General features: G+C 50.2%; 12 protein-coding genes and 4 tRNA genes. 5 read left to right on the top strand and 11 right to left on the bottom strand.

Annotated features, from left to right (window positions below; genetic code table 11):
• Window positions 1–206 precede the first annotated feature (206 nt).
• A tRNA-Ala gene (locus tag AAB417_02010) sits at window positions 207–280 on the bottom strand.
• A gap of 86 nt (window positions 281–366) precedes the next feature.
• The gene (locus AAB417_02005; protein MEK7630777.1) at window positions 367–642 is read right to left on the bottom strand and encodes a hypothetical protein; all 276 of its coding nucleotides are present in this window, start codon (window positions 640–642) and stop codon (window positions 367–369) included.
• A 159-nt stretch (window positions 643–801) separates the two neighbouring features.
• On the opposite strand from AAB417_02005, the gene AAB417_02000 reads away from it, so the two are divergent.
• Entirely contained in the window at window positions 802–1,326 is a 525-nt protein-coding gene (locus AAB417_02000) for a hypothetical protein (protein MEK7630776.1), read from the top strand.
• A gap of 520 nt (window positions 1,327–1,846) precedes the next feature.
• On the opposite strand, the gene AAB417_01995 is transcribed toward AAB417_02000, so the two are convergent.
• From AAB417_01995 to AAB417_01960, 8 genes are all read right to left on the bottom strand, one after another.
• A complete protein-coding gene (locus tag AAB417_01995; protein ID MEK7630775.1) occupies window positions 1,847–2,662 on the bottom strand; it encodes an IS1595 family transposase in 816 nt (271 codons plus the stop codon).
• Window positions 2,663–2,671: 9 nt separating this feature from the next.
• Window positions 2,672–3,562 (bottom strand): hypothetical protein, encoded by an 891-nt coding sequence (locus AAB417_01990; protein MEK7630774.1) that lies wholly within the window; start codon window positions 3,560–3,562, stop codon window positions 2,672–2,674.
• Between the two features lie 17 nt (window positions 3,563–3,579).
• Window positions 3,580–3,650, bottom strand: a tRNA-Pro gene (locus AAB417_01985).
• Between the two features lie 6 nt (window positions 3,651–3,656).
• The gene (locus tag AAB417_01980; GenBank protein MEK7630773.1) at window positions 3,657–5,114 is read right to left on the bottom strand and encodes an HD domain-containing protein; all 1,458 of its coding nucleotides are present in this window, start codon (window positions 5,112–5,114) and stop codon (window positions 3,657–3,659) included.
• A gap of 10 nt (window positions 5,115–5,124) precedes the next feature.
• A tRNA-Lys gene (locus AAB417_01975) sits at window positions 5,125–5,197 on the bottom strand.
• A 20-nt stretch (window positions 5,198–5,217) separates the two neighbouring features.
• Window positions 5,218–5,289, bottom strand: a tRNA-Arg gene (locus AAB417_01970).
• Window positions 5,290–5,438: 149 nt separating this feature from the next.
• Entirely contained in the window at window positions 5,439–6,803 is a 1,365-nt protein-coding gene (locus tag AAB417_01965; GenBank protein ID MEK7630772.1) for a hypothetical protein, read from the bottom strand.
• Window positions 6,800–8,296 carry a hypothetical protein gene (locus AAB417_01960; protein ID MEK7630771.1) on the bottom strand — a complete coding sequence of 499 codons (1,497 nt, stop codon included), beginning with the start codon at window positions 8,294–8,296 and terminating at the stop codon, window positions 6,800–6,802. The genes AAB417_01965 and AAB417_01960 overlap by 4 nt, the downstream gene beginning before the upstream one ends.
• Window positions 8,297–8,817: 521 nt before the next feature.
• Between AAB417_01960 and AAB417_01955 the strand changes: the two genes are divergently transcribed.
• The gene (locus AAB417_01955; GenBank protein ID MEK7630770.1) at window positions 8,818–9,018 is read left to right on the top strand and encodes a hypothetical protein; all 201 of its coding nucleotides are present in this window, start codon (window positions 8,818–8,820) and stop codon (window positions 9,016–9,018) included.
• 162 nt (window positions 9,019–9,180) lie between these two features.
• On the opposite strand, the gene xerA is transcribed toward AAB417_01955, so the two are convergent.
• The gene (gene xerA / locus AAB417_01950) at window positions 9,181–10,059 is read right to left on the bottom strand and encodes a site-specific tyrosine recombinase/integron integrase (protein MEK7630769.1); all 879 of its coding nucleotides are present in this window, start codon (window positions 10,057–10,059) and stop codon (window positions 9,181–9,183) included.
• Window positions 10,060–10,360: 301 nt separating this feature from the next.
• Between xerA and rpsO the strand changes: the two genes are divergently transcribed.
• From rpsO to AAB417_01935, 3 genes are read left to right on the top strand one after another with little or no spacing between them, the layout of a single operon-like run.
• Complete coding sequence (gene rpsO, locus AAB417_01945) at window positions 10,361–10,627, top strand: 30S ribosomal protein S15 (GenBank protein MEK7630768.1); 267 nt, start codon at window positions 10,361–10,363, stop codon at window positions 10,625–10,627.
• Window positions 10,627–11,166, top strand: coding sequence for an NYN domain-containing protein (locus AAB417_01940; GenBank protein MEK7630767.1), 540 nt, complete (start codon window positions 10,627–10,629; stop codon window positions 11,164–11,166). Before rpsO ends, AAB417_01940 begins: the two co-directional genes overlap by 1 nt.
• A complete protein-coding gene (locus AAB417_01935) occupies window positions 11,159–13,348 on the top strand; it encodes a polyribonucleotide nucleotidyltransferase (protein ID MEK7630766.1) in 2,190 nt (729 codons plus the stop codon). The genes AAB417_01940 and AAB417_01935 overlap by 8 nt, the downstream gene beginning before the upstream one ends.

The following is a 13,348-nucleotide window of genomic DNA, read 5'->3' as shown; positions in this document are numbered from 1 at the left end:
GGCGAAAACTATTTCGCATGGAAAGAGTTTTTCCAAAAAATCGGCTCTAACCCTATTCTCAAAGACAAAACGCTTTCATGTCATTGGGGGGAGCTTTGGGAATTCACCGCTTCCGCCGTAGGCGGAAAGGGTTTTGAAAAAAATAATAGTGCGATTTTGGCTCCCGCAAAATCGCTCCATTTTCTTAATTCCGACAATGTTTCGTTTGGTGGACCTGGGGAGAATCGAACTCCCGCTTGCGCAATGCGAATGCGCCGTTATACCACTTAACTACAGGCCCAAATACTAGCTAGTTATACTAAATTTTCTCTTTATTGCCAATAAAAAGTATGGAAAAGGCCGCTCCGAAGATTCGAAGCGGCCGCATTAGAAGCCCTCACGCGTGAGGCGCTCTTTCATCTTGGTGACAAACGGGCCTGCGCACTCACTGCACTGCACGGCATGCGAGATCCAAAGCGCATGCTCAAGCTCGTGTAAGTTGAGCCAATCGTCGACAAGCGCCTGAATCTGCTCAGGAGTCTTGTGATCGGCGAGCCCTCGGGGCACGCCATCAGCGGGAGTGTCGATCCTCTCGAGATCGATACCGAAGGACTTCGCGATGGCGGCGAGCATCTTGGTGTTATCGTCGCTTGGTGAAGTCATAGGTCACCTTTCTGCCAGGTTTTTTGGGTTGCCTCTGCTCACGCTCCTGACGGTACTGACTAATAGTATTAGAGATGTTTTTTGATATTTTGTCAAGTGATTTTGCGTGGTGAGTATCCCCGCTCGCCAAGTAAACCTAAAAAGGCTATACTACAACGCATGGGCGAAACCCTTAGAATGTGGAAACTTGCGAGGTTCTTTAAGAGGAACTACCATTCGCTTGCTGAATGGGATCACAAAGACTTATTTCAATCTGCGAGCAATGGAGAGCCGATTCCGAAGGAAACTCAAGAGTTACTGGAAATTTCTTTTCAGCTTCAAGAACCGCGAGTGTTCCGAACAGCACTTATCGCTGGCTTCTCACAGGAGTTATGTAAAAAAGAGGCAAAGGGCAGTAAATATGTGAAAGAAGAAACCATTAAATCTAAAACAATTGACGCACAAAATAGAGTACTAAACTGTATAGCAAAACAGTTTATAGAATTCGATGAAAAAGATAGGACGGCTATTTTCCTACCGCTAAAAGGTCAAAAGTTCGCCACCTACGAAGGATTGCTGAAAGAGTGGATTATAGATGATATAGGGATACTTTGGTCTGTAGCTGGAACAGTTATTGTTACTGCGTTTAGTACCAACTGGAATTTGGCTATAAGGCTAACTGGCTATATCTCCCCGTGGTGGTGATTAGCTTGATTTTTTAAATATATTTCGATAAATCAGTGAATGTACTTAAAAGCCAGTATATAAGAACAAGAAGAGCTAGAGCGCCACTAATTAAAATAACTAGCTTTTTGAAAAATTCACGAACTGTAGGTTCTCCGAACATATATTCACTTTAGCAGTAAAAGACTTGATTTTCTAAGCTAAATATGCTATGTATATCAACACAAAAGCAGATATACACAGAGACTTAGTATAAATGCGTTATACTGTATATAGAGGAATATTGTTAAAGGCAAGAGCTGGAGAGTGAGAGAATTGAACTCTAAAATCGGGATACCAACCTAATTTCCTGCCTAGGCACTCCCCAGCTTTGACCTTCGACCGTATTCTAAAAGAAAAAGCCCTTCCACGGTGCCACATGAAAGGGTTTTTTCTTTCCACCACATGGCACTGTGATGCTATACTCGTAGTATAGCACAATTTTGCATGAAAGACAACGAAACAAATAAAAAATCTTTCTTTGACCTTCTCAAAAAGGCAATTACACCCTCTCCATTAGGAGGTGGAAAAGATTCAAAGAAGCGTGGCGGTGAGAGTAGCGAAAAGCAAACTCGTTCGCGTAGCTCTGCAAATGACGAGGCGAAACCGAGTGATAAGTCCCACGAATAGAACGCTTGAGCTGACCCCAAAATCCCTCAATCGTATTGGTATGGATATCACCTCGTACCCAATGTCTTTTGCCGTGTTTGATACGATGACTTTCATAACCTAGTTTCGGCAATTTAGCATACACACGAAACTCATCGCTCATAATAATAGCGTCCTTTGATACCGTAGCTTTGATGTTATCTAAGAGACTACGAGTACCACGATCTGATATCTTCTTTACTCGAATACGCCCTTTGCGTTCTACCATACCCATAAGGGCGGTTTTCTTTGAGAACTTTTCGGCATGACCTTTGGTACGCCCACCAAAATATGTCTCGTCTACCTCTACGGTACCCGAGAGCATATCATCGCCGCTTTCCATGAGCTTTCGTATACTATTAGCCATACGCCATGCACACTTGTAGGTTACGCCAAGCTGACGCTGTAGTTCTTTTGCCGATACCCCATTACGGGAAGCGGAAAAGAGGAAAATGGCATAAAGCCAATTAGTAAGCGAAGTAGAGGACTTTTCGAATATGGTGCCAACAAGAGGGTGCAATTGCTTTCCTTGTGGGTTGGCATAGCACTTACGCCCTTTTACCCGATAGTATTGTTTTGCCTCAGGGTGTTTGAGGGCAAAGATATAGTCTAGGCAAATGTCGTCATTGGAGAACTCTGCCTGAAACTGTTTATAGGTATACTTTTCCATGCCCCTATACTAGCAAAACAGGGTACTTGTTGTCAAGGGATAGTTACCTTTTGCGTCTCGCAAAAGACCTGACGCCGGATCAATATCTTCAGGTCTATGCTCACCTGCGGGCATTTCCAGATACATCGGCACCACGCGTAGAGCAGGGTAGCGCGTCTGAAGATTGCGCGCGTTCATGATAAAAAGATTTACTGCCGTCTCTTGGCTCTTTTGCTCTTTCTCGGGAGATAATGTTTCACCTCTATCAAAAGTGGTAGCAACCACTTCGCTGGTTTTACTTGGTTTTATCTGAATACAAAAAATAGTCCCACCTCCTTTTTCTATTGATACGAGATCAATCTTTGCCTGCACATCTTCATCGGTGCGCGCCTTGGGACTATAGGTCTCATACCCTATCGATTCAAAAGCGGCAATCGAGGTAACGAGTCTACCTATGCCGTTGCGCGTAGTTCGCTCGATATCAGCATCATATCCGCGACCCTCGAGCACCCCATAGGAAGTGGCGATGCCTCGCCACACGCTATCAAGCGGAGGCAGGTTATCACGGTTTTGATAGATAAACTTTGCCCCGCGCGCCTGCGCCACTGCCAACTTTCTATCAGGCGTCATACCGTTGCCACCTTGTTCGCGATGCTTTTGCGCCTCTTGCCAAATAGCCATACGCGGCAACATGAGTACTGACTCTGCCTGCACACCTCGCTCTTTATCAAAATGTTTATTCTCAAGATATTCGCGTGCCTTGTCTTCAAAATATTTTACACCCACATCAGCGGGCGGGGAGAGCGCGATACCAGCCGTATAATCGACAACATCGCGCACTTGATCGGGCGTGAGTGCTGGCGGTTCATTGAACCTTTCACGGCCGCTCGTAAAATCTTCAAATTGTCGCGCGGCTTCCATATATAAAATTATAGCAGTCGGAGCGCTGGGAATCGAACCCAGTCTACGCCCTCCCGAAGGGCGCGTACTACCGGTATACTACGCTCCGAAAATATTATTTAACTCTGTGTTTTCCTTTTATTTTCGTTACTTCTTCTTCTTCAAGCGCTGATGATTTTTTCTTAGCACCATCTGCAAGCGCTTTGAGTTGCCGTTCAGTCATACCCGCAAGCTCTTTTATGCGTGCCTGCAAAATATCTTTGGTATTGCGCTTTGGGTCATCGAGCACTTCTTCGAGCAAAATGTTGAGTAGTTGGCCAACCTTGGGGCTTGGTTCAAGCTTTGCGATCTTCATGATATCACCGCCGTTTACTTTGAGCATTTTGACTGAGATAGGATCGCGTGAAAGCTTCTCGATAACAAAACGAAAATGACGCAATTTGTACGGCTCGGCCTTGGGCACTCCCGAACCAATCCTGTCGCAGAAGCGCACTTTTATCAAGTCTTCCATGTCTTCCGGACCCACCTTGCGGATGAGCCGGCGGACTGACGCCTCACCAACTTCGTCGACATTGTAATAAAACAGGTGATAGCGCACGAGCTTTGATACTTTGTCTACAAATTGTTTTGAGTATTTGAGACGATTGAGAATAGTAGTCGTCATCTTGGCGCCAATTATTTCGTGACCGTAAAAACTTGAGTCAGGCCCATCGCCACGCTTTGAACGCGGTTTGCCTACATCATGCAAGAGAGCGGCCATACGCACTTCGAGTGACCATTCTTTTGATGCCGCGTACTTGAGCGCGTACAAGTTGTGCTCCAACACTGTATAGATATGGTGTTTGTTTTGCCCCACGCCGTATCCCTCCTCAATCTCGGGTGCTACCAATTTTAAAATACCGAGTGCACGCACAAGCTCGAGCGTTTCGTGCGGAGCGGGGGAGAGAATAACCTTTGAAAACTCATCGCGAATGCGCTCTTTGGCGATAAAACGCAAAAGTTTTACGGTTTTTTTGATAGCCACAAGTGTCTCGTCTTCAATATGAAATCCGAGCTCAGCTGATAGGCGCAACGCGCGCATGATACGCAACGCATCTTCGGAAAAGCGTTCCTCGGCATTGCCTACCGCACGGATAAGACCCTCGCGAAAATCGCGCTTGCCAGAAAATAGATCGATGACATTATCAGTCTTTACATTGAGCGCGAGCGAGTTGATAGTAAAATCGCGGCGCGCCAAATCTTCTTCGAGCGATTTACCAAACTCGACTTTGTCAGGATGTCGTTTGTCTGAATACTGGGCCTCGGTGCGATAGGGGGTTACCTCGACCATCGCAAGCGATGCCTCGGACGGATTTGGCGGAAACACGCATACGGTACCAAAATCGTTTTCGTATTTGCTATCAGGAAACAAACGCAAAATATCTTCGGGTACCGCGCTCGTGGTGATATCCCAATCTTTTGGTTTGCGCTCGATGAGCAGGTCACGCACTGATCCGCCCACCACAAATGCCTCGAAACCAGCGCCCTCGAGCGTTTCAATGATAGAGATTATTTCTTTTGGAATTTGTGCCATTGCGTTACTGTCCACTCGGTAGGGATCGAACCTACGACCGTTCGCTTAAGAGGCGACTGCTCTACCAACTGAGCTACGAGTGGATATTAAAAAATAATATTAGTGCCCTCGGAGGGACTCGAACCCCCAATAACTGGTTCGAAGCCAGTCGTGATATCCATTTCACCACGAGGACTCGCGTCATTGTTTATACCATATATAGTAGCACGGGAAAAGGGTCGCATAAAAAGGAAAGAGGCGCCGCACGATGATTCATGCGACGCCTCGGTTTACTGTTTGCCCCCAATGTTTTGGGGGCGACGATATATGTGAACTCTTAAGGCCTCACCTTCTTGTCTGCGCTGCGCTGTCCAACTTCCTCATGCTGATAGTAAGATCAGCGGGCCCGTTGGCAGTGATCTGAATGCGATTCGCGGTCGGGTGGGTGCCCGGCCGGTAAACACCGCGGTAGACTACTTCCTCGCCATACCACAGTGTTATGTGCATCGGCGCGTTGGATGGAGTGATCCCCCAGTCGCCACCGTGCAATTGAAGCATTGTCTTATCGCCAGTCTCCATCCGCTGAAAACAGCGAACCAGCTGACCGATATCCGCATCACGGAAGAGAGCGTCGTGGTCACGGCACGGAACCGTCTGGGTCCCGCCGAAGATCTTGTTGATCGGCGCGGTGATGTTAACCCCGCCGAACTTCCCACTAAGCTGGTCAGCGATACTGCCGAACGAAGCGCCGGGTTGCGCGAGTGCAGCCAGCAACCAAATGAATACGGCCGTGACCACCGTACCGAGCCGCACGCTTGGTTTGAAGCCGAGCGCCGCAAGAGCGATGATGCCAACCGCAGTCGCCTTGAGCGCGGTGACGAGGAGCGGCTGCCCCGAGTAGTCGCCGGTCAAAACATCGATCACTTGCGCCGGCCAAGACTTGGCGCCGGCGAAAGAATCAATGACTGCCAGAAGCACCAGCAGCACGCCGGGAGCGAAGATTGCCCCTCCAAACTGCGCGTGGAACCTCCGTACGATCAAGCCGATCAAGATATACATGATGCCGATGAGCAGAATGAATCCGCTCCTTCTCTCGAAATCGGGAAACGCGTTCCAGCCACTCTTCACCTTCGCCGTAGCGTTGGTGACGATAGCAGATTTTGCGACAATCTCCGAGAGATCGCGACCGCGAAACTTCACGCTGCACTCCTCGCGCCTGACGCGCAAGGCGTCGATCTGCCCGCCAAGAGCATTGAACTCTCGATCGAACTGACCGACATCCATCTTGCCAGCGATGCGCGCGGCCGTAAGGATATTCATCTCGCCAGTTAGACGCGTGGTCTCGCGATCGATCTCGTCCTTGCATCCCTGTAAGTACCGAGTCTCGATATCGTAGGTTCCATCGTCGATCCGCTCGGCAGTTCGAAGAGCAACTGACGCCCCTCGTCGCTCGAATGATCCACCGATGTAGGACGGAAAACCCCCAACGGTGACGCGCACAGCGAACGGCAAGAGGATGGTGACCACCGCGAGCACCGCGGCGATCCACATCACTATCTTGCCGATCCGTTCGTTCGCCTGCGAGGCAATACGCCCTGCCGCGAACATGCCAATGATGATGAGCGTCGCCCAGAAACCGGCGACACCCGCTACCTTGAGCACAAGCGCTGTGGCAAACGCCACGAGCGCCCAGATTGCGTACGAGTTCATGCAGATCCTCCTGTCGGCTTGCCGCCGACAATCTTGTTTGCGAGCGAGTGGATCTTTCGATCACGCCTGCGCTCGAGCCATTCAGTCACAATAGTGAAGATTACAGCTCCGATAGCCGTGATAAATGGCCCCTTCCCCTTGAGGAAGGCTAACGGATCCGCATCTGATGTCGGAGTTGTGCCCGCCTGCGGGCTTCCACTCGCGGGTGGAGATTTGCCTCCACCGCCACTTTGCTTCTTTGAGGCGATGTTCACGACTGCTCGCCCCAGACCTGCTGCCTCGTCACTAAACGCGACGGGCAGGTAAACGAGACCGGCAACCACAAGGATCCAGAAGGAACCCCACATACCTCGGTTGAAGAACCAGAGGAATGACTGCCAAGCGGTTGGTGCCCATTCAGGATGCATGGAGAGCAAGCCCTCCCGCAAACCTTCGGGCAAACCTTCAACCTTGCTCGGCAGTGGCGCGTCGGGTAGCAACCACAAGTTGAATACCAGAAGGAGTGCCGCGATGAGCCAGATGGTGGCGAGGCGTACATTGTTGTTACGCAGACCGCGCGGCTTGGGGCCGGCGTAGTCATTGTAAAACTCCTCGTAGCCTCCCGTCCCACCGACGATCACATGGATGTCAGCGGACCGTTCACCGAACTGGACAGTGTGCGTGAAGTAGCCATGCTCATCAGTCAGCACTGGCTCGACCGTGGGGATACCACGATAGGGAGCGGCCGAGATGAGCACGGGGTACCTCGTTGCAAACGACGAGTCCTTGTAGACCACGCATCCACTCACAATGTAGTGACCATTTGATCCCACACACTCGATCACGGGCCTCACGATCTCCTTTGCCGGTATCTTACCGAGATTGGAGAGCTCCTTGCGGAGCTTCGTGAGCATGATCTGTGCAGTGACATTTTTGGCCGCCCGCTCGAGGAGTGTTGGCCCGCGAAAGAGTTCGTCGCGCTCGCGACGAGCCTTGATCACGGCGACCTGCTCCTGCAGATCCTTGATCTCTCGCGCGGTTACCGATGGCTCTCGCGCAAGCTCTCTGAGCTCGCGCTCAAGTCGCTTGAGCTCGATCTCGTCGCGCACTTTCTGCGCCTTCTTAGCCGCTAGAGACTTCTTCGTCTCCTTTGGCAAGACGATGAACCGCGCAACGCGGTTGCCGACGACCTTGCCGCCGGCGATGATCTCGGCCGCGACTTCATAGCGCGTGCCGATCCGGAGTCCGGAATCAGTGCGAGTTTGGGCGTAACCAGTACGTCCGTACTGCTCCACGCTGGCACTGGTCCCTTGAGGGGACCGATCGAGATAGAACCGGATCTGCTCAGATCCGTTCCCGCCGACGATGTCGGCAAGAAGAAGAATAGTGAATGTTCCATCCTTCAGCTTCTCTGGGGTCGTATAGTCGACCTTCGAGATCTGAAGACGGGGTTGACGGTTTCCCGCGTTATTGGCGTTGCCGGCACCTTTGTTCCCTCTACCTCTTTGTACCATCTCTGGACTCCATTTTGCGCAGTATTTCAGCGCTTCGTTGTTGTTTTTGCCTTATTTTTCAAGCCCTTTTGGACTTGGAGTTCACAAATCAAGGTTCTGTCCTTATCTGTATTTCTGAAGCTATTATACCAAATAATATGATAAAAGTCAAGTGCCTTAACATACCAAAAACCCTTATTCTTCAACGATTTTTTGATGTTATAGAAGACCATAAATACGACACTCTTGCAATATTTTGGGTCAGGTATAGAATAATGAACAGAAAACCAGTCGGCCTTTTGGCTGACAAACCCCACAAGGAGGGACCATGAAGCGAAAGGACAGAATCGTGACGCGCGCGCGTACCACTCTACGCACACCAAACCGGGGACCAAGGAGACTCCCGGAGGCGATGAGGGATCGTACCGCTCAGGCCGCGCCGAACGAATCTGGCTCGCAGCAGAACCCCCACGAAGACGGGGATCGGAGAGGGTAGCAATTCACAGATGAGCTCCATGGGGGAGCTCTAGCGAGGGGGAAGTATGAGCAGGTGGAATCCGTCAGTAGGTCAGTGGTCGCATGTGGCGGCATCAGGAAGCGATACTCGCTATCCGCTCAACACCGACCGCATGGTGCGCGAAGACGAGGCGATCGTTCGCGCCAACCGCGAGGGGAGGACGCGCGAGCATCCGCGTCCGCAGATCACGGCAATGACGCCGCCGGCACGGTGCATCAGCTGCTGACAGATGGATACTGGCGCTAGGGGAGTGACGGCAAACACTCACCCACTATGCGTCGTGATGACGAAACAGGTAGGGCAATAACCCACGGCATTGGGAGTTGACCCGAAACGGCACGGAGGATCCTGGCAAGGATCCTCCGTTTTCATTTTTATTTTTAAAAAATTACTTTCTGCGCTTTCCGTGAAATGCTTTGTGTACTTCGCGGAGTTGCCGGTCAGTCATGTGAGTATAGATTTGTGTAGTGGTGATCGACGAGTGTCCGAGCATCGCTTGTACTGATCTGATATCAGCGCCGTTGAGCAAAAGATCGGTAGCAAACAAGTGACGCAAAGTATGTGGTGTCACTTTGCCGGGGATGCCTGCGCTAATCGCGTAGCGTTTTACAAGTCGTTCGATCTGACGCGGCGTGAGACGCGCAGGATTTTTCTTTTGCGTACCTACAAAAAGTGCTTCTGACATATCACCGCGCTTGGAGAGATACGCGCGGATTGAGTCTTTAGCGTCTTTGGATAAAAATACGATGCGTATCTTCGAACCCTTGCCACGCACGGAAAATTCATCACGACCCAGATCGAGCGAGTCACGATTGAGCGCCGTGAGTTCTGATACGCGCAGTCCAGTTGAGAACAGTAGTTCTAAGATCGCGCGGTCGCGAACTCCTTGCAGGGCATCAGTTTTTGGCGCACCCAGCAATCGCTCCAAGTCTCCTTCGTGCGGTATATCAATGTCTCGGTCTCCAAGTTTGGCGAGCTCCACGCGCTCGGGCGCGAGTGATTTAATATCGCGCTTGGCTAAATATTTTAAAAACATCCGCAACGCAATAAGGTGATAATTGCGCGTGCGAGGTGAAAGTCCCGTACGGTTGAGCGCGAGACGGTACGAGCGGACCAAGTCGTCAGAGATGTGCGCGGGGTTTAAGACTTTGGCGTGCGTAAAAAAACGCTTGAGATAGTGGTTATAGTTTTCTATCGTCTTTGGTGAGCGGCCACGCTCAAGCTCCAAATCTTCCAAAAACTCACGCATTATTTTTTCAATCGTCATAGGTCGCACAATATTACAATCAGTATAGCAAAAAATACGAAAGGCGAGCCTGTGATAGACTCGCCCTGTAGTGCGAAGCCGCTTTGTGCGGCTTAAGAATTGATTTGAGAAAGAACTGCAAGATGAGCAGGCGCGACCCCGAAAAGAGGGTGAGCGGATCGTGTGGCGGCACGAACCTTCCCCTAACCGAGGCCGCGCCTGCGTTGTCCCGCGTGGTCAGCATACCGCACGGGAGCTGGCACCACTATACGGGCAAATACCCCTCTTGTCAAAAGACCGAAGGTTTGTTAGAATACTTTCCATGCTGACAACAGTGAAAAAAACTAAACTCATCGAAAAGCACCGCGTCCATGAGACAGACACGGGCTCTTCGGAGGTTCAGATCGGCCTTTTATGCGCTCAAATCGAACGACTCGCCGATCATCTTAAAAAATACCGCAAGGACAATCACTCTCGCCGCGGTCTTTTGAAAATGGTCGCAAAGCGCAAGTCACTGCTCGAGTACATCGCCAAAGGTGATCCAAAAAAACTTTTGGAACTCCAGCGACACTTCGGCATTAAAAAATAATGGACCTTAGAAAGCATAAAGATCAGCGCGTCGCTGTGTTTATCGACGCGCAAAATTTGTATCACTCCGCGCGATCACTCTTTGGCGCGCGTGTAAACTTCAAAGAAGTACTCAAGACCGCTGTGGCAAATCGTCAACTTATACGCGCGTTTGGCTATGTCATCAGTACCAAGACGGGGGAGGAAAAGGGATTTTTTGATGCGCTGGTCGCCCTTGGCATTGAAACGCGCGCCAAAGAGCTCCAAGAGTTTTATGGTGGCGCCAAAAAAGCTGATTGGGATGTGGGCCTTGCGATTGACGCGGTACGCACCGCGAGCACGGTAGATACTATTGTTATCTGCTCGGGTGACGGCGATTTTGTACCCTTGGTAGAATATTTGAAAAATAATGGCCGTAGAGTTGAGGTGATGTCATTTGGCCGCAGTACATCACTCAAACTCAAAGAATCAGCTGACGAGTTTATCGACCTTGGCGCTGAAGGCAAGTATATTATGAGAATTAGAAAACAACGAACCCCTGACGAAAATGACAATGCTTGAAAAACAAATCTTTACCCGCGATATCGCTGGCAAAACAATAACAGTTGAGTTTAATAATATCGCATCTCAAGCCAACGGTTCAGTTATGGTGACTGTTGGTGGTACCACGGTATTTGCCACCGCGGTAATGTCACACAATGCACGCGAGACGGTTGAATACTTTCCACTTACCGTTGATTACGAGGAAAAGTTTTATGCCGCGGGCCGTATTTTGGGTTCGCGCTTTATGCGCCGTGAAGGTCGTCCGTCTGAAGAAGCCGTTTTGATCGGCCGCCTTATCGACCGCACCATACGCCCACTTTTTGATCATCGTATCCGTCATGATGTACAGGTAGTCACCTCGACACTTTCACTCGACGAAGAAAATAGCCCTGATATTTTGGCGGTACTTGCCGCATCCCTTGCGCTCGGTAGCTCAGATATCCCATGGGCAGGGCCCGTAAGCTCGGTGCGCGTAGGCAAGACTGATGGTGCCTTTATCATCAACCCGACCGATACCGAACGCGCCGCACATGTGCTCGATCTCGTAGTATCCGGCTGTGATAGCAAAGTAAATATGTTGGAGGGTAAGGCAAAAGAAATGCCTGAGGAAGAATTTGCCAAGGCGATTGAACTCGCACTCAAACATATTAACGAGATAAACGAATTTCAAAACGAAATTTTTAAGAAAATCTCGAAGAAAAAATTTGCGCCAAAGATTGAAGAAGCGCCCGCAGAGACGGTAAATCTTTTGAACAAGCATTTTATGCAGCGTTTGGAAGATGCGCTCTTTGTGCCTGACAAAGTACACCGTGACCATACGCTTGGCGAACTAAAAGCTGAATGGATGAGCTCGGTCAAAGAACAATTTCCAACACTTTCAAAGGGTACGACCTCTGATATGTACGAGGAAGCGATCAACGATATCGTACATCGCAACGCTCTTGAGAAAGATCGCCGCCCCGATGGCCGCGGTATGAAAGAATTGCGCTCGCTTTTTGCGTCAACCGGTCTTCTCGCGCGCACACACGGATCAGGTCTTTTCTTCCGCGGTGATACACACATCTTGTCAGTCGTAACTTTGGGCGCACCTGGCGACGAACTCTTGATCGAAGGTATGGATGTTCGTACTAAAAAGAATTTCATGCATCACTACAACTTCCCACCGTTTTCAGTAGGCGAGACGGGTCGTATGGGTTCACCCGGACGCCGTGAGATAGGTCATGGTGCTTTGGCTGAAAAAGCTTTGGAGGCAGTTATCCCTGCCAAAGAAGATTTTCCTTACACTATTCGCATCGTATCGGAGACACTCTCATCAAACGGATCATCATCGATGGGTTCGGTATGCGGTTCAATTCTCGCACTCATGGACGCAGGCGTGCCGATCAAGCGCCCTGTCAGCGGTATCGCTATGGGTCTCATGATGAAAGATGAAAACACCTATAAAGTTTTGACTGATATCCAAGGACCGGAAGATCATCATGGCGATATGGATTTTAAAGCCGCTGGAACATCTGAAGGTGTAACTGCCGTGCAGATGGATGTCAAAGTGGGTGGCGTAACATTGAAAATCTTGCGCGACGCGCTCGCCGACGCACTTGATGCACGCATGCGTATTATGGATGTCATCCTCAAAGCTATGCCCGCACCTCGCGCGAACCTTCCAGCACACGCGCCTCGTGTTATCAAGATGAATATTCCTATAGATAAAATCCGTGATGTCATCGGCCCTGGAGGTAAAACTATCAATGAAATCATCGCCGAGACCAAAGCTACTATTGATATTGAGCAGACAGGTGTTGTCTATATCACGGGCACCAACCAAGAAGCAGCCGAGATGGCGCAAGCTCGCGTGCTCGCGATAACCAAAGAATACGAAGCGGGCGAAATCGTCCGCGGCAAGGTATCACGCGTATTTGAGTTTGGCGCCATGATTGAGTTTGCGCCTCGCCAAGAAGGACTCGTGCACATCTCAGAACTTGCTGGCTTCCGTGTAGGCAAAGTAACCGATATAGTGAATGTGGGGGATGAGGTGGAAGCAAAAATCACTGGCATCGACCAAATGGGTCGCGTCAACCTTTCTATCCGTGCCATGACTGAGACAGTAGAAGAAACTGCTGTCCGCACGGCCGAGAAAGAAGAGCGCCGTCCGCGTCCGGGTAGTGACCGTCCGCGCGGTGGTGGTCGCCCTCCTCGTAGGTAA

It is taken from the genome of Patescibacteria group bacterium (genome assembly GCA_038064855.1).
Lineage (GTDB): Bacteria > Patescibacteriota > Minisyncoccia > Ryanbacterales > GWA2-47-10b > SICQ01.
The sequence above is the reverse complement of the archived record's forward strand: the minus strand, read 5'-3'. Positions and strand labels throughout refer to the sequence as shown.